This window comes from Albidovulum denitrificans, assembly GCF_002973535.1.
GTDB classification, from domain to species: domain Bacteria; phylum Pseudomonadota; class Alphaproteobacteria; order Rhodobacterales; family Rhodobacteraceae; genus Albidovulum; species Albidovulum denitrificans.
In genome coordinates this window covers 926,419-941,113 of the sequence record NZ_PVEP01000001.1, presented here as the reverse complement: position 1 = coordinate 941,113, position 14,695 = coordinate 926,419, and the positions used below count along the sequence as shown (strand labels likewise).

Annotated in this window: 15 protein-coding genes; 5 read left to right on the top strand and 10 right to left on the bottom strand. The window is 65.5% G+C overall.

Annotation, left to right across the window (positions count from 1 at the left end):
• Positions 1-41: 41 nt before the first annotated feature.
• From LX70_RS04585 to LX70_RS04575, 3 genes are read right to left on the bottom strand one after another with little or no spacing between them, the layout of a single operon-like run.
• Positions 42-431: an SgcJ/EcaC family oxidoreductase gene (locus LX70_RS04585; RefSeq protein WP_105513301.1), complete on the bottom strand. Its 390-nt coding sequence runs from the start codon at positions 429-431 to the stop codon at positions 42-44.
• A complete protein-coding gene (locus tag LX70_RS04580; RefSeq protein ID WP_105513300.1) occupies positions 428-1,804 on the bottom strand; it encodes an FAD-binding oxidoreductase in 1,377 nt (458 codons plus the stop codon). The genes LX70_RS04585 and LX70_RS04580 overlap by 4 nt, the downstream gene beginning before the upstream one ends.
• Before the next feature lie 3 nt (positions 1,805-1,807).
• Positions 1,808-2,368: a hypothetical protein gene (locus tag LX70_RS04575; RefSeq protein ID WP_146111545.1), complete on the bottom strand. Its 561-nt coding sequence runs from the start codon at positions 2,366-2,368 to the stop codon at positions 1,808-1,810.
• A 164-nt stretch (positions 2,369-2,532) separates the two neighbouring features.
• Here LX70_RS04575 and LX70_RS04570 point away from each other — a divergent pair, with 164 nt between their 5' ends.
• The gene (locus LX70_RS04570) at positions 2,533-4,308 is read left to right on the top strand and encodes a chloride channel protein (protein ID WP_105513298.1); all 1,776 of its coding nucleotides are present in this window, start codon (positions 2,533-2,535) and stop codon (positions 4,306-4,308) included.
• 18 nt (positions 4,309-4,326) lie between these two features.
• Here LX70_RS04570 and LX70_RS04565 read toward each other — a convergent pair whose 3' ends face one another.
• The 5 genes from LX70_RS04565 to cobS form a co-directional block, all read right to left on the bottom strand.
• The gene (locus LX70_RS04565) at positions 4,327-4,668 is read right to left on the bottom strand and encodes a DUF427 domain-containing protein (RefSeq protein ID WP_105513297.1); all 342 of its coding nucleotides are present in this window, start codon (positions 4,666-4,668) and stop codon (positions 4,327-4,329) included.
• 59 nt (positions 4,669-4,727) lie between these two features.
• Positions 4,728-6,536 (bottom strand): aminopeptidase P family protein, encoded by a 1,809-nt coding sequence (locus LX70_RS04560; protein WP_105513296.1) that lies wholly within the window; start codon positions 6,534-6,536, stop codon positions 4,728-4,730.
• A gap of 89 nt (positions 6,537-6,625) precedes the next feature.
• A complete protein-coding gene (gene cobT, locus LX70_RS04555; RefSeq protein ID WP_105513295.1) occupies positions 6,626-8,497 on the bottom strand; it encodes a cobaltochelatase subunit CobT in 1,872 nt (623 codons plus the stop codon).
• Positions 8,498-8,627: 130 nt separating this feature from the next.
• Positions 8,628-9,116, bottom strand: a complete 489-nt coding sequence (locus LX70_RS04550) for an REP-associated tyrosine transposase (RefSeq protein ID WP_105513294.1) — start codon at positions 9,114-9,116, stop codon at positions 8,628-8,630.
• 75 nt (positions 9,117-9,191) lie between these two features.
• Positions 9,192-10,166, bottom strand: a complete 975-nt coding sequence (gene cobS / locus LX70_RS04545; protein ID WP_425430570.1) for a cobaltochelatase subunit CobS — start codon at positions 10,164-10,166, stop codon at positions 9,192-9,194.
• Between the two features lie 184 nt (positions 10,167-10,350).
• On the opposite strand from cobS, the gene LX70_RS04540 reads away from it, so the two are divergent.
• The 3 genes from LX70_RS04540 (at position 10,351) to LX70_RS04530 (ending at position 12,879) form a co-directional block, all read left to right on the top strand.
• Positions 10,351-10,806 carry a hypothetical protein gene (locus LX70_RS04540; protein WP_146111544.1) on the top strand — a complete coding sequence of 152 codons (456 nt, stop codon included), beginning with the start codon at positions 10,351-10,353 and terminating at the stop codon, positions 10,804-10,806.
• 49 nt (positions 10,807-10,855) lie between these two features.
• Positions 10,856-11,323 (top strand): peptide-methionine (R)-S-oxide reductase MsrB, encoded by a 468-nt coding sequence (gene msrB, locus LX70_RS04535; RefSeq protein WP_105513291.1) that lies wholly within the window; start codon positions 10,856-10,858, stop codon positions 11,321-11,323.
• 284 nt (positions 11,324-11,607) lie between these two features.
• Positions 11,608-12,879: a cytochrome-c peroxidase gene (locus LX70_RS04530; RefSeq protein WP_105513290.1), complete on the top strand. Its 1,272-nt coding sequence runs from the start codon at positions 11,608-11,610 to the stop codon at positions 12,877-12,879.
• A 335-nt stretch (positions 12,880-13,214) separates the two neighbouring features.
• Here the strand turns inward: LX70_RS04530 and LX70_RS04525 are convergent, their stop codons facing one another.
• Positions 13,215-13,844, bottom strand: coding sequence for a J domain-containing protein (locus tag LX70_RS04525; RefSeq protein ID WP_105513606.1), 630 nt, complete (start codon positions 13,842-13,844; stop codon positions 13,215-13,217).
• Between the two features lie 82 nt (positions 13,845-13,926).
• Between LX70_RS04525 and LX70_RS04520 the strand changes: the two genes are divergently transcribed.
• Complete coding sequence (locus tag LX70_RS04520) at positions 13,927-14,184, top strand: BolA family protein (RefSeq protein ID WP_105513289.1); 258 nt, start codon at positions 13,927-13,929, stop codon at positions 14,182-14,184.
• A gap of 95 nt (positions 14,185-14,279) precedes the next feature.
• Here the strand turns inward: LX70_RS04520 and LX70_RS20660 are convergent, their stop codons facing one another.
• Positions 14,280-14,621, bottom strand: a complete 342-nt coding sequence (locus tag LX70_RS20660) for a hypothetical protein (RefSeq protein WP_170076114.1) — start codon at positions 14,619-14,621, stop codon at positions 14,280-14,282.
• Between the last annotated feature and the right edge of the window lie 74 nt (positions 14,622-14,695).

Here is a 14,695-nt window from a genome sequence, read left to right as displayed (position 1 = left end):
GACCCGGCGGAAATCCGCCGAACCCTTCACAGATCGAACATTCACGCCTCGGCGGTGAACTGCGCCGCCGCGATGGCCCAGCCTTGCGGCCCCTCGACCAGAACCGCCGAAAGGATTGCGCCAACGCGGCCCGCGTCAGAGCCATCGGCATTCAGGATGCCCGACAGCACGAAGCGCTGCATGACCTGCGCGACGCCCGGCGCAAGATCGCGGTGCTTGACGCGGCCGGTCACCAGCTTTGCCCGCAGGAAGGCGCCCGCAAGTTCGCCCGCGAAGGTTTCGGCAATTGCCTTCTGCCCCTCGGCCCAATGGCCGGTCAGCGACAGAAGGTCTGCATCCTCGGCGAAGAGGTCGGCGATCTGGCGGGCGTCGCGCGCCGACCAGGCGGCGGCGAAGGCGCGGGGCAGGTGATCGGGGGCGGCGACGGTCATTGCGCGACCTCCACCAGTTTGCCGGGGTTCAGGATGCCGTCGGGGTCAAGCGCGCGCTTGATCCGCGCCATGACCTCCCAGGCCTCACCATGTTCCATTGCCATCAGATCCTTCTTGCCCATGCCCACCCCATGTTCGCCCGTCATGGTTCCGCCCAGACCGAGGGCGCGTTCCGCCATGCGGCGGGCGAGCGCCTTGGCGGTTTTCAACTCATCGTCATTGCCACGTTCCACCAAGAGGATCGCGTGGAAATTGCCGTCCCCGACATGGCCGAGGATCGGGCCGGGCAGGCCCGATGCGGCGATGTCGGCGCGGGTTTCGGCGACCGCCTTCGCCAGTTGGGACATGGGGACGCAAATGTCGGTGACAAGGCCCATGCAGCCGGGACGTGAGGCGATACAGGCCGGATAGGCGCCGTGGCGCATCTTCCACAGGCGGTTCCGGTCCTCAACCGTCGTGGCCCAGTCGAAATGCGCCCCGCCCATATCGGCCACCACCTCGCCAAAGCGCTGCGCATCCTCGGCGGCGGAGGTGGCGGAGCCGTGGAATTCCACCATCAGATGCGGCTTTTCCGGCAGGCGGGTGCCGTTCTGCGCGTTGAAGATGGCCGCCGTCGTTTCATCCACGAACTCGATCCTTGCCATGGGAATGCCCATCTGGATCGTCGCCATCACCGTGTCCACCGCCGCCTCGAACGTGTCAAAGGCGCAGACGGCGGCGGTGATCGCCTCGGGCTGGCCATGAAGTTTCAGCGTCAGTTCGGTGATAAGGCCCAGCGTCCCTTCCGATCCGACGAAAAGCCCGGTCAGGTCATAGCCGGATGCGGATTTGCGCGCGCCGGACCCGGTGCGGATCACGCGGCCATCGGCCAGCACCACCTCAAGCGCCATGACATTGTCGCGCATCGTCCCGTAGCGAACGGCGGTGGTGCCGGATGCGCGGGTGGCGGCCATCCCCCCGAGCGAGGCATTGGCGCCGGGGTCGATGGGGAACATCAGGCCGGTCGCGCGCAATTCGGTATTCAGCCCCTCGCGCGTCAGGCCGGGTTGGACGACGGCCTGAAGATCGCCGGGGCGCACCTCGATGACGCGGTTCATGCGGCTGAAATCGGCGCTGACCCCGCCGTGAAGGGCAATCGCGTGGCCTTCCAGCGAGGTCCCGGTCCCCCAGCCGATCACCGGCAGGCCGTGGCGCGCGCAGATCGCGACCAGCGCCGAGACCTCCGCCGTCGTTTCGGGGAAGGCGACGGCATCGGGGGGCATGGGGGCGAACCATGTTTCGTTCCGGCCATGGTCGGCGAGATCCCCCGCCGAACGGCTGAGGCGCGGGCCTAGAAGGGCCTGAAGTTCGGCAAGGGCCGCGTCGCGCGACATGGCTCAGCGTCCGCAAAGATAGGCGAGGACCGGCGCGGTGTGGCCGGGGGGCGTGAACTCGATATGGTCAAGCTGCGCGCCGTAGCTGACAAGCTTGATCGGGAAGACCGCGTCATTGCGGGCGCGCATCTCCACCGTTTCGCCATTCAGGCGGTACTGGACGGGCAGGGCGACGCCACCCGATTCGACGGTCAGCAAGAGGCCAAAATCGAAGGTGACGGGGTCTGAACAGACCTCGGGCGCCTGTCCCGGCGTCAGGCGCAGCGCCTCTTCCCGCATGGTCCAGCGCCCGACGAGGAAGACCGGCGGTTGCGGGCGGTAGTCGCCATAGCCGTTCAACTCTCCATAAACCGGCAGGTAGGCGGAAAACCCTTTCGCCTCGCGCAGTTGCACCAGATAGGTGGCGGGGTCGCTGCTGCGCAACTCCTCAAAGTACCGCGCTGCCCGGCGGTCGAGCGCGCCGAGGACAAGGAAATAGACCAGCGTCGCGGCCAGTGTCGCACCGGCGGCGATCCATTCCCCCCGGCTGGGGCGGCGAAAGCCCTTGAGGCTGATCTGGGCCATGACGCGTCCTTTCCGCTTGAACCGAAGAAGGGGCCTGATGCCGGGCGTCGGGTTTGCATCCTTGCGGGCAAAGGCGTAGCAGGGATGGAGCATTCCGGTGTCCGGCCGGGTTGCGCGCAGTCTTACAGGTCACGTCCGGCCGTCACAACCATCGCTCGGGTGCCATGAACGAATCTTTGCCGACCGACACCGCCGACGCAGCGCCCGACCACAGGCGCGCCTCGGTCATCACGCTGTCCTTCATCGCCATCGGGATCGGCGTCGTCACCGGGCTTGGCGCCATTGCGCTGCGATACCTGATCTCCATCATCCACAACTTCTTTTTCCTTGGTGAGTTTTCGACCTTCTACGACGCCAATATCGCCACGCCGCCCGCGCCTTTCGGGCCTTTGGTGATCCTCGCCCCGGTCGTCGGCGGGGCCATTGTCCTGTGGATGGTGCGCCGCTTCGCACCCGAGGCGAAGGGCCATGGCGTGCCAGAGGTGATGGACGCGATCTATTACAAGAACGGGCGCATCCGGCCGCAGGTGGTGATCGTCAAGTCGCTCGCCTCGGCCATGTCCATCGGTTCGGGCGCCTCGGTCGGGCGCGAAGGGCCGATCATCCAGATCGGTTCGGGTATCGGGTCGGTGCTGGGGCAGTTGTTCAACCTGCGCAGCTGGCAGGTTATCACCATGGTCGCGGCGGGGGCGGGGGCGGGGATCGCCGCCACGTTTAACACGCCGCTGGGTGCGGTGCTGTTCGCCGTGGAACTGATGCTGCCGGAATTCAGCGCGCGGACCCTGATCCCGGTGGTTTTGGCGACCGGGACGGCGACCTATGTCGGGCGGCTGGCCTTCGGCATGGCGCCCGCCTTCCTTGTCGCCGCGCATGAACGGCCGGAACTGTTCGTGCCGCTGTCGGTCGACATGCTGCCGCTTTACGTGATCTTCGGCCTTGTCTCCGGGGTTGCCGCCACGATCTTCGTGCGTGGCCTTTACCGGATCGAGGATGTCTTTGACGGTTGGAAGGCCAACCCCTACCTGAAGAACGCCGCCGGGATGCTGGCGCTTGGTATCCTGATGTATGTCCTGATGCAGACGACCGGCATGTATCATACGGCCGGCGTCGGCTATGCGACGATCGAGGCGATCCTGACCGGGCAACTGGCGGCGCCGGGCTTTCTGCTGCTTTTGTTCGTGCTGAAGATGCTGGCGACTTCGGTCAGCCTTGGGGCCGGGGCCTCGGGCGGGGTGTTTTCGCCCTCGCTTTTCCTTGGCGCGGCGCTGGGCGGGGCCTTCGGGGCGACGCTGGACCTGATGTTCCCGCATCTGGGCTTCCATTCCGTCACCTTCGCGCTGATCGGCATGGCGGGGATCGTCGGCGCCTCGACCGGGGCGGCGCTGACCTCCATCATGATGCTTTTCGAGATGACGGGCGATTACACCATCACGGTCGCCGCCATCATCGCGGTCGTCGTGGCCATCGGGGTGCGGCGGCGGCTGTCCTCGGATGACATCTACACGCTGAAGCTGACCCGCCGGGGCCACCGCATCCCGCGTGAAAGCCGGTCGCACATGTTCGCCATTCGCCACATCAAGGAGATGATGGAACCCGCCGTCGCGGTGATCGAGAAGGAGGATCTGGGCGAGCGTGGCATGGTCGACACCCAGTTGGGCGCAGAGCGGCAATATGCCGTGGTGACCGAGGGGCGCAACGTCGTGGGCATCGTCCGCGTCCACCCCGAGGACCCGACCAAGCGTCACGGCCCGCTGATCCACCCGGTCGGCTATGTGCAGGAGACGAGCTTCCTGCAAAACGCCATGACCAACATGGCCGACCGCGACCATGCGGCGCTTCTGGTCCTGCCGGACAAGACCATGCCGCGCCCGGAAAACGTGATCGGCGTGCTGACGCGCGATTCCATCGCCGCCGCCGTGCTGCGCGATTACCGAAGCTGAGCGAAGGGTCGGGCGGGGTCAGATCCGCTCGATCGTCGCCTTGTCGGGATAGAAGGCGATATGCCCGGCGATCTGGGCGACGCCCTCTTTCGGCGACGGATAGCTCCAGCCTGCGTCCGTGATCGGTCCGCTTTTCGCCGCGATGGAGAAATATTCCGCCGCGCCCTTGTGCGGGCAGGTGGAGGTCGTGGCGCTGGGGTCAAGGAAGGCCATCGCGATATCCTCACGCGGGAAGTAGATGACCGGCGGATAGTCCCCTTCAGTCAGTTCCAGCGCCCGGCTCGATTCGGCAAGGATCGCGCCCCCGGCGCGCACCACCCAGGTTCCGGGGGCGGTGCGGATGCGGATATGGTCGGCCATGGGTCTCTCCTTGCTGGGCTTGGCGGGGCATGATGCCCGCCCGTCATGTCAGTTTCGTATCAAAGGGGCGCCGTCGCGGCGTTCAGCCAGTCGCGCGCCGCGTCGGAAAGCCGGGGGCCGATGCGGTCGCGCACCCCGGCATGGTAGGCGTCGATCCAGGCGCGCTCGTCGCCGGACAGGCGGTCCGCGTCGATCAGCCGCCGGTCGATCGGGACCCAGGTCAGCGTCTCCCACTCCAGCATCCTGCGATGGGCATCGCCGCCGGGCAGATCGGGCGCCTCCTGAACCACGACGAGGTTCTCGATCCGAATGCCAAAGGCGCCCTCGCGGTAGTAGCCCGGTTCGTTGGAAAGCACCATCCCCGGTTCCAGAACCACATCCGTCGCCCGGCTAAGCCGTTGCGGCCCTTCATGGACCGACAGATAGCAGCCGACGCCATGGCCGGTGCCGTGATCGTAATCCTGCCCGGCGAGCCAGAGCGGATAGCGCGCCAGCGCGTCGAGATGCGCGCCGGTCAGGCCGCGCGGCCAGCGCAGGCGGGAAATGGCGATCATGCCTTGCAAGACGCGGGTGAAGGCGGCCTTCGCCTCAGGCTCCACCGGACCGATGGAGACGGTGCGGGTGATGTCGGTCGTGCCGTCCTGATACTGGCCGCCGGAATCGATCACCACGATCTCTCCGGGTCTGAGCGGGCGGTTGGTGTCCTCGGTCACGCGGTAATGGATCACCGCGCCGTTCGGGCCGGTGCCGCAGATCGTCTCGAAGCTGATTTCCTTCAGCGCATTGGTGGCGCGGCGGAAGCCTTCCAGCTTCGTGACCACGTCGATCTCCGTCAGCCCGCCCCCCGGTGCTGTCGCATCAAGCCAGGCGAGGAATTCGACCATCGCCGCCCCGTCGCGCAGATGGGCCGCGCGCATGCCTGCCAGTTCGGCGGCATTCTTCAACGCTTTCGGCAGGATGCAGGGATCGGGGCCAGGGGCGATGGCCAGGCCCGCCTCGGCCAGTTCCCGCGACACCTCCACCGGCGCGGTGGCGGGATCGACACGGACGGTGCCGCCCAAAGTGCGCAGCGCGGGCGCAAAGGCCGAAGGCGGGCGGATCGTGACATCGGGGCCAAGATGGGCGCGGACCGCGTCGCCAAGCTTCTCTGCCGCGATGAAAAGCGTCACATGGGCCGTGTCATGCAGGATGGCGAAGGCCTGCACGACCGGGTTCCGCTCGATATCCGAGCCGCGGATGTTGAGAAGCCATGCGATCGAGTCGGGCAGCGTGATGATCGCGGCGCTTTGCCCGGCGGCTTTCAGATCGGCGGCAAGGCGGGCGCATTTCGCGGCGGCACTTTCCCCGGCCAGATCGTCCGGCTGGACACTGACCGGCCCCAGCGGCGCGGGCGGCCGGTCTGCCCAGATCGCATCGACGAAATTCTGCGCGGCGCAAAGGGTTACGCCACTATCTTCAAGTGCTGCCTCCAGATCGGCAATCTCTTTCGCGGTATGCAGCCAGGGGTCATAAGCGACCTGCCCGCCATTCGGCAGATGCTCCTTCAGCCAGACGGCGGGCTTTAGCTCGGGCCAGTTGACCGGGGTGAAGGCGGCAAGGTCGACCTGCGCCTTGACCTGCGTCCGGTAGCGCCCGTCGATGAAGACGCCCGCGATCCGGGGCAATACGATGCAGAACCCGGCCGAGCCGGTGAACCCGGTCAGCCAGGAAAGACGCTGATCGGCGGGGGCGACATATTCCCCCTGATGGGCATCGGCGCGCGGCACGATGAAGCCGTCAAACCCGGCCTTGGCCAAAGCCGCCCGCAGCGCGGCCAGCCGTGGCGGCCCCTGTTCGGGGCGGGAGGTGGTTTCGAAACTCTGGAACATCGGGGCGGCCCTTTCACGAAACGGACGCCCGAGGGGCGTCCGTCCGCGTTACCTTGCCCCGAGAGCGGGGGCGGCGCAAGCGAGCGCCCTCAACTCGCCCGCTTCATCCCCATCACCCGCGCCCGCGCGCGGGGGTCGCTGTCGAACAGGCTCGCCAGTTGTTCGGTCATTGCGCCTGCCAGCTGTTCCACATCGGTGATCGTCACGGCGCGCTGGTAATAGCGGGTCACGTCATGGCCGATGCCGATGGCGATCAGTTCCACGGCGCGGCGGCGTTCGACCATCGCAATCACGTCGCGCAGGTGCTTTTCCAGATAATTGGCCGGGTTCACCGACAGGGTGGAATCGTCCACCGGCGCACCGTCGGAGATCACCATCAGGATCTTGCGCTGTTCGGGTCGGCCGATCATCCGCCGATGCGCCCATTCCAGCGCCTCGCCGTCGATGTTTTCCTTCAACAAGCCTTCCTTCATCATCAGGCCAAGGTTCGGCCGCGTCCGCCGCCACGGGGAATCGGCGGATTTGTAGATGATGTGGCGCAGGTCGTTCAGGCGGCCGGGCTGCTGCGGGCGCCCCTGTGCCAGCCAGGTTTCCCGCGCCTGCCCGCCCTTCCAGGCCCGCGTGGTAAAGCCGAGGATTTCCACCTTCACCTGGCAGCGTTCCAGCGTGCGGGCCAGAACATCGGCGCAGATCGCGGCGATGGAGATGGGGCGGCCGCGCATCGAGCCGGAATTGTCGATCAGAAGCGTCACGCAGGTGTCGCGGAATTCGGTGTCCTTCTCCACCTTGAAGGACAGTGGTGTGGTCGGGTTCGCGACCACGCGGGCAAGGCGGCCTGCGTCGAGGATACCTTCCTCAAGATCAAACTCCCAAGACCGGTTCTGCTGCGCCTGCAAGCGGCGCTGAAGCTTGTTGGCCAGCCGGCTGACCGCGCCCTTCAAGGGTTCCAGCTGCTGATCGAGATAGGCGCGCAACCGTTCAAGCTCCGCCGGTTCGGCAAGCTCCTCGGCCTTGATCTCCTCATCATGATCGGTGGTGTAGACGGTATAATTCGGGTCGGCGTCGGAATGCGGGGCAGGGGGCGGCGGTTCCAGCGGCGCCTCGCCCTCGGGCAGTTCCGCCTCATCGCCTTCCTCCATGTCCGACATTTCTTCCATGGAGACCTGGGCCTCGGACTGATCGTCCTGGCTGTCCTGATCCTGTTCGGGCGAGGCGTCGCTTTCGTCCGGCTCCTCCTGCCCGTCCTGGCTGTCGGTATCCTGTTCCTCTTCCTCGGATGCGGCGTCGTCGGGGGTGTCGTCATCCTCCATGTCGGGGTCGTCGCCCAACTGGTCGCCATAGCCGAGGTCCTTGATGACCTGGCGCGCGAGGCGGGCAAAGGCCGCCTGATCGCCCAGCACCTCGCCCACATGATCCAGCGTGCCGCCCGCCTGTTCCTCCATGAACGGGCGCCAGAGGTCCATCACGTTCTTGGCGGCACCCGGCATGTCGCGCCCGGTGGCAAGGTGGCGGACGAGGTAACCCGCCGCCTGTGCAAGCGGTGCGTCCTGGGCCGAGCGGATGCCGCCATAGCCGCGCCGTTCCGCCTCTGCCCCGATCTTGGCGTCGATATTGCCCAGCGTGCCGGGCATGTCGCGGGCGCCGACCGCCTCGCACCGCGCGGTCTCCATCGCCTCATAGAGATCGCGCGCCATCTGGCCCTGGGGGGCGTATTTCGCCGCGACCTTTTCGTTGTGATAGCGGTGGCGCAACGCGAAGGCATCCGCCGTGCCGCGCGCCACCAGCACCTCATCCCGCGTCATGCGGCGGCTGACCTGCGGCAGGCGCATCGTGTCGCCCGCCATGCCCGGCGGATCGACGGAATAGGACACCGTCAATTCGGGATCGTCGGCCATCGTCTTGGTGGCCTCGGCGAGCGCCTTCTTGAACGGATCGGCGGGGTTGTCGGAGGGGCGGGTCATTGCGGCAATCAATCACTGTGCCGCGACCGCTGCAAGGGGCTATAGCATTTCGGGTTTATACTGAATCAGAATTTGAACTTATTTCGTTCGAATTCTGATAGTTACCTTCTCAACGCAAACCCGAATCGCTTTAGGATGTAGGATGGGCAATATTGCCCATCCTACGGGTGAAGCTTGAATACGGCCAGTCTTCCGGCGCGCCGACGAGGCCGTGTTTTACCGGGTTCGTCAGGCAATACTCCATCGCGGAGACGAAGTCCGCCTCGCCGCGCAGGGCGTGTTCCCAGAAGCGCCGTTGCCAGACGCCGCGCTCGCGTTTGCCGACCTTGCTGTCGCAGGGGCGGAAATCCCCGGCGAGGGCGTGTGAAAACCGCGCCTTGATGCGCCGCCAGCGTTCGGAATAGTTCACCTCCCCTTCCGGTTCGGTCCAGATCGCATGCAGATGATCGGGCAGAATGACCATCGCCTGACAGGTCACGGGCAGTTCCTGCACGGTGCGGCGATAGGCCTCGCGGAGGAGGCCGACATGGTCGATGAGCGTTGTCGCCCCACGCCTTTGCAGGCAGAGCGTAAAGAAGTAGGTGGCGCCGGTCTGGCGCAGGCGGCGATAGCTGGTCATGCGGCCAGCGTCGCGGCGCGTGGTTAACAGGGCGTGAATTTATCCCGTGGGATGGGCAATATTGCCCAACCTACGTTACCGGATACTCTGGCTCGCCGCACTTTCCGGCAGTTCCTCATCAAAGCAGCGCTGATAGAACTCGGCCACCGTCTGCCGCTCAAGCTCATCGCATTTGTTGAGGAAGGTGAGCCGGAAGGCATAGCCCACGTTGCGGAAGATCTCGGCGTTCTGGGCCCAGTTGATGACCGTCCGGGGCGACATCACGGTCGACAGGTCGCCGTTCATGAAGGCGGTGCGCGTCAGGTCGGCGACGGTCACCATCTGGGCGATCGTCTTGCGGCCCTTCTCGGTGTTGTAATGCGGGTTCTTGGCCAGCACGATCGCGGTTTCGGCGTCGTGGGACAGGTAGTTCAGCGTCGCCACCAGGCTCCAGCGGTCCATCTGCGCCTGGTTGATCTGCTGAACGCCGTGATAGAGCCCGGTCGTGTCGCCAAGGCCAACCGTGTTCGCGGTCGCGAACAGGCGGAAGTTCGGGTTCGGCGTGATGATCTCATTCTGGTCAAGAAGCGTCAGCTTGCCGTCATGTTCCAGCACCCGCTGGATCACGAACATGACGTCGGCGCGGCCCGCGTCGTATTCATCGAAGACAATCGCGACGGGGTTGCGCAGCGCCCAGGGCAGGATGCCTTCGTGAAACTCCGTCACCTGCTTGCCGTCGCGCAGCTTGATCGCGTCCTTCCCGATCAGGTCGATCCGGCTGATATGACTGTCGAGGTTGACGCGCACGCAGGGCCAGTTCAGATGCGCGGCGACCTGTTCGATATGGGTCGATTTGCCGGTGCCGTGATAGCCCTGGATCATCACCCGGCGGTTATAGGCAAAGCCCGCGAGGATGGCGAGCGTGGTGTCGGGGTCGAACTTGTAGGTCGGGTCGATGTCAGGCACGCGGTCGGTGCGCTCGGCGAACCCTTTCACCTTCATCTCGGTGTCGATGCCAAAAACCTCCCGGACGGAGATTTCTTCGGTTGGTTTCACGTTCTGATCGAGCATTGGGACCGCCATCGTCTGGTCGCCCGGAACCCGTGCCGGGCGTCACACCGGCCTTGATGGCGGAGAATGCGGGGGGGTGCAAGGGGAGCGGGCGGTTTGCGCGCATCTCCTGCGGGGAAGCTCGGGAATTTCTGCACGAATGGGCTGGCAGAACCGGGCTGTCACGAAACGGCAGGAGGGACGGATGAGGTTTGGGCAAAGAATGGCGGTCGCCGCGATGATCGGGGCGACCGGGACCGGTGTGATGCTGGTGGAGATGGTGCTGCAGGGTGGGCTTTACGATCCCGCGGCGCTGACCGCCGCCGGGGGCGGGGCGCTGGTCGGCGGGCTGATCTTTGCGGGCTGGTTCGGGCGGCGCGGGCGCTTTGGCTGGGCCATCGCGGTGCTTGGCGCGCTGTTGGCCACGGCGGCAGGCGGGGCCTTTGGCGGGATGGGGGTGGCGCTGGCCGATCCCTATGTGCGCGTAGTCGGGGGGCTGATGATCGGGGCGATCTACGGACTTATGGTGACGTTCAATGGCCCCGTGCAGGCGCTTTTCTGGGCCGCCGCCTTTGCCGGGATACATCTTGCCGCACGCCGCTTGCGGGGTGGGGCTCCTCACGCGATCGCGAGCGGGACGGGGGAAGGTTTTACCCCCTGAAACATGGATATGGTCCATAGTGGCGCCAAGGTTGAAAGGGAAAGACGCCATGACGACACGACGTGGATTTCTGGCCAGTGGTGTGGCGGTTCTGGCCCTTGGGCCTGGGCTGGCCCGCGCCGCCGAAGCCTTTGAGGTGACGAAGACCGATGCCGAATGGCGCAAGCTTCTGTCCCCGGCGCAATACAGGGTGCTGCGGCAGGAAGATACCGAACGCGCCTTCACCAGCCCGCTGAACGACGAACATCGCGACGGGACCTTTCACTGCGCGGGCTGTGATCTCGCGCTTTATTCCTCGACGACGAAATATGACAGCGGCACCGGCTGGCCGTCGTTCTGGAGGCCCCTGCCGGATGCGGTGGCGACCAAGGCCGACTGGGGCCTTCTCGGCCGCCGGACCGAGGTGCATTGCCGCCGCTGCGGCGGGCATCTGGGCCATGTCTTCGACGATGGCCCGAAACCGACCGGCAAGCGCTACTGCATGAACGGCGTGGCGATGGTGTTCCGCCCCGCCTGATCCGATTCGACCCGAAGCCCGTCCAAAACCCCCGTGCGACGTCCCGCACGGGGGTTTTCCGCGTTATCCGGGCAACAATCCTGATTCCAAAGGGAAATAGTTTCCTTGTAGTGAGGCGCGTTTTGGTGCCACTTAGGTTTGTTTTCTTGTAATATAACCAAAGTTGTACGAGTCATTCTGTGCCGTTTCGGCCCGGTGATGCGAGAAATGGCGGTCGAAAATTGTAGTTGACAAATTTAATCGGAAATCCGATCCGGGGCAGGTCGGAAGAGGGAACGAAGGCCATGAAGGCGGTCATCAGCATCATTGCAGCACTCGGCGCGGCGGCGCCCGTGCTTGCCGTGCAGACCGGCCCGGACCAGCTTGAGGCGCTGGGCCGGGAGATTTTCTTTGACACCAACCTGTCGGCCCACCGCAACCAGTCCTGCGCCTCCTGCCACGATCCCGCCGCCGGTTTCGGCAGTCCGTTCGCGGAGTTCAACGCGGGCGGTTCGGTCGTCGAAGGCTCCGTCCCCGGCCGCTTCGGCAACCGCAAGCCGCCCTCGCTTGCCTATGCGACGTTCTCGCCGATCCTGCATCACATCATCGACGAGGGCGACGTGACCATCGTCGGCGGTGCCTTCCTAGACGGTCGGGCGACGGGCAAGAAGCTTGGCTCCCCCACCGCCGATCAGGCGCAAGGCCCGCTTCTGAACCCGGTGGAGATGGGGCTGCCCCATGCCGCCTGCGCAGTCGCCCGTGTGATGAGCCCGGACGACCCCGACCTTTACCCCGTCGCCTTCACCGATGTCTGGGGCGCCGACGCGATGGTCGACATCCCGGCGGAGATCGTGGCGCAATGCGACGACCCCGACGCCAGGATCGAGATCGGGGATGAGGTGCTGGCGGCCCGGATCGACGCCGCCTTCGATCGCATCGCCATCGCGCTCGCGGCTTTCGAAAAGACCGACGAGGTCAACCCCTTCTCCTCGCGCTATGACGCCTGGGTCGCGGGGACCGGCACGCTGACGGAGCAGGAGTTGCGCGGGCTTGCGCTTTTCGAGGCCGAGGACAAGGGCAACTGCGCCGCCTGTCACGTCCTGACGCCGACGGGGCGCGAGATGCGGGCGGTCTTCACCGACTGGACCTATGACAACCTTGGCGTCCCGCGCAACCGCGACAACCCGCAAGGTGCGGACTATATCGACCCCGGCCTTGGCGCCTATCTGAAGACCGACCCGGTCTATGCCAGCCTTGCCGATGGCGTGATGGGCGCGCAGCAGGTGCCGACGCTGCGAAACCTGACCAAGGTCCTCTCCCCGAACGACCCCAAGGCCTATATGCACAACGGCTATTTCAAGACGCTGGAAGGGGTCGTGCATTTCTACAACACGCGGGACACCCTGCCGCGCTGCGCCGATCCGCTGGCATCGGAGGCAGAGGCGATGGCCGGGGGCTGCTGGCCCGCGCCCGAAATCGAAGCGACCATGAACCGGGATGAGCTGGGGGACCTCAAGCTGACCCCGGCGGAAGAAACCGATCTGGTCGCTTTCCTGAAATCACTCGACGACGAGTGAGCAACCGGAGGACGGTCCAGGTCAATCCGTCAAACCGAGGACCGAAAGTCCGGACCCGGGGGGAGCGATCCCCCCGGGTTTAGCTTTTGGGGGTGTCGCTGCGCCCGCCCGGAAGCAAGGCGGCCTCTGTTGAGACTGCTCAAAAGCCCTGCGGCGGTGGTGAAGGAGAACGGGAACGCCCGCGCGTTGCCGTCCCGGACCTGATCCGGGACCTCCCGCACCGGAGGAAGTGGTCCCGGATCGGGTCCGGGACGGTGTCGCCTGCGCCCGCCCTCTGACGCGGCATCCCTCACCGGCCCGGCTCCATACCCGGAGCAACACAGCGCCCGCCAATCCTACCCGTCGCGGAAGTTGCGGCTTTCCTTGATCTGGTCCCAGGCCCAGACGACCTCTTGCAGGCGGTCCTCGTCCGAACGGTCGCCGCCGTTCATGTCGGGGTGCAAGACCTTCACCAGGCTCTTGTACTGCTTGCGGATCTCGGTCCGGGTCCAGCTGTCCTTCGCCTCAAGGATATCCAGCGCGCGGCGTTCGGTCGGCGGCAGCTTGCGGCCGATGGAGCGGCCGGGATTCTGCGTCGCATTGGCGCCGAGGATCTCCATCGGGTCATCGACCCCCAGACGCGCCCAGGCGCGATCCTCGGTTCCGCGCTTGCCGAAGGGCTTGGTTTCCCGGCCCCAGACGCGGTCCTTGTCGATGAACTTCTCGAACTCATCCTCGGAGGAACCCTGGAAGAAGTTCCATTTCAGATTGTACTCGCGCACATGGTCCTTGCAGAACCAGAAGTAGTCGTCGAGGTTGTCGGGCGATTTCGGTGCGCGGTATTGACCGGCCTCGGTGCAGCCCGGATGCTCGCAACCGCGGCTGGAGGTTTCGAAGGCGCCGGACATGCCGCGGCGGCCCTTGGTACGTTTCTTCTTGTCCGACGCAGCGGAAATGTCGAATCCGAAAGGATCGGGTCGTGTCATGCTCTGCCTCATCCGGTGTCGTTTCGACTCGGGGAGGACAGTTTAGGGGATTTCCCGGCGCTTTGAAGGGGGAGACGGAAATTTGACGATCACCGAGGAGATGCAGTCGCGGCTTGAGGCGGCCTTTGCGCCGACCCGGCTGGAAATTGCCGATGAAAGCGAGGCCCATCGCGGCCATGCCGGCTATCGCGACGGCGGAGAGAGCCATTTTAGCATCCTGATGCGCGCGCCCGCGCTGGCCGGGCTGGGCCGGGTGGCGCGGCACCGGGCGGTCCATGCCGCCCTTGGCCTCGATCTTGTCGGGCGGATTCACGCGCTGGCGCTGGACCTCGACGGCTAGAGCGTTTCGGGGTTGCGTTGAGAAAGCAAGTATCAGAATTCGAACGAAATAAGTTCGAATTCTGAGTCAGTGCAAACCCGACATGCTACAGGCGGTCAGGCGACCGCCACCGGGCCGGGGCGCGCTGTCGCGGCGTTGCCGGTCGGCTGGATGCGGCGCGGGCGGACGACCTGTGCGGTTGCCATCACCGGGATCACCGGGCGTTCAGGCTCGCTCAGCGGGCGGCGGAAGACCATGAACTCCTGCTGGCGGCGGACCGGCAGGAACAGCCAGCGCCCGCTGACCGGCATCCTTTCCGTTCGCAGGAATTCCCAGCCGCCATGGGCGATCAGGCTGATTTCGCTGTCGAGCGTTCGGGTCAGCGCGTCGCCGTCGTTCTGCGTCACCTGTCCCTTGCGGACCTGCTTTGGCGCAGGCATGAATTTGTATTCGTACATAAGCTTTCCCCACCCTTTAGCATTTCGGGTTTGCCCTGAACCGGAATTCGAACTTGTTTCGTTCGGAGTCTGAT

Coding starts and splice junctions, on each gene's coding strand:
- LX70_RS04580 (WP_105513300.1), bottom strand. CDS start 1,804: ATGTCGCGCGACGCGGCCCTTGCCGAACTTCAGGCCCTTCTAGGCCCG.
- LX70_RS04585 (WP_105513301.1), bottom strand. CDS start 431: ATGACCGTCGCCGCCCCCGATCACCTGCCCCGCGCCTTCGCCGCCGCC.
- LX70_RS20660 (WP_170076114.1), bottom strand. CDS start 14,621: ATGTACGAATACAAATTCATGCCTGCGCCAAAGCAGGTCCGCAAGGGA.
- LX70_RS04565 (WP_105513297.1), bottom strand. CDS start 4,668: ATGGCCGACCATATCCGCATCCGCACCGCCCCCGGAACCTGGGTGGTG.
- cobT (WP_105513295.1), bottom strand. CDS start 8,497: ATGACCCGCCCCTCCGACAACCCCGCCGATCCGTTCAAGAAGGCGCTC.
- LX70_RS04525 (WP_105513606.1), bottom strand. CDS start 13,844: ATGACACGACCCGATCCTTTCGGATTCGACATTTCCGCTGCGTCGGAC.
- LX70_RS04570 (WP_105513298.1), top strand. CDS start 2,533: ATGAACGAATCTTTGCCGACCGACACCGCCGACGCAGCGCCCGACCAC.
- LX70_RS04560 (WP_105513296.1), bottom strand. CDS start 6,536: ATGTTCCAGAGTTTCGAAACCACCTCCCGCCCCGAACAGGGGCCGCCA.
- LX70_RS04550 (WP_105513294.1), bottom strand. CDS start 9,116: ATGACCAGCTATCGCCGCCTGCGCCAGACCGGCGCCACCTACTTCTTT.
- cobS (WP_425430570.1), bottom strand. CDS start 10,166: ATGCTCGATCAGAACGTGAAACCAACCGAAGAAATCTCCGTCCGGGAG.
- LX70_RS04540 (WP_146111544.1), top strand. CDS start 10,351: ATGAGGTTTGGGCAAAGAATGGCGGTCGCCGCGATGATCGGGGCGACC.
- LX70_RS04575 (WP_146111545.1), bottom strand. CDS start 2,368: ATGGCCCAGATCAGCCTCAAGGGCTTTCGCCGCCCCAGCCGGGGGGAA.
- msrB (WP_105513291.1), top strand. CDS start 10,856: ATGACGACACGACGTGGATTTCTGGCCAGTGGTGTGGCGGTTCTGGCC.
- LX70_RS04530 (WP_105513290.1), top strand. CDS start 11,608: ATGAAGGCGGTCATCAGCATCATTGCAGCACTCGGCGCGGCGGCGCCC.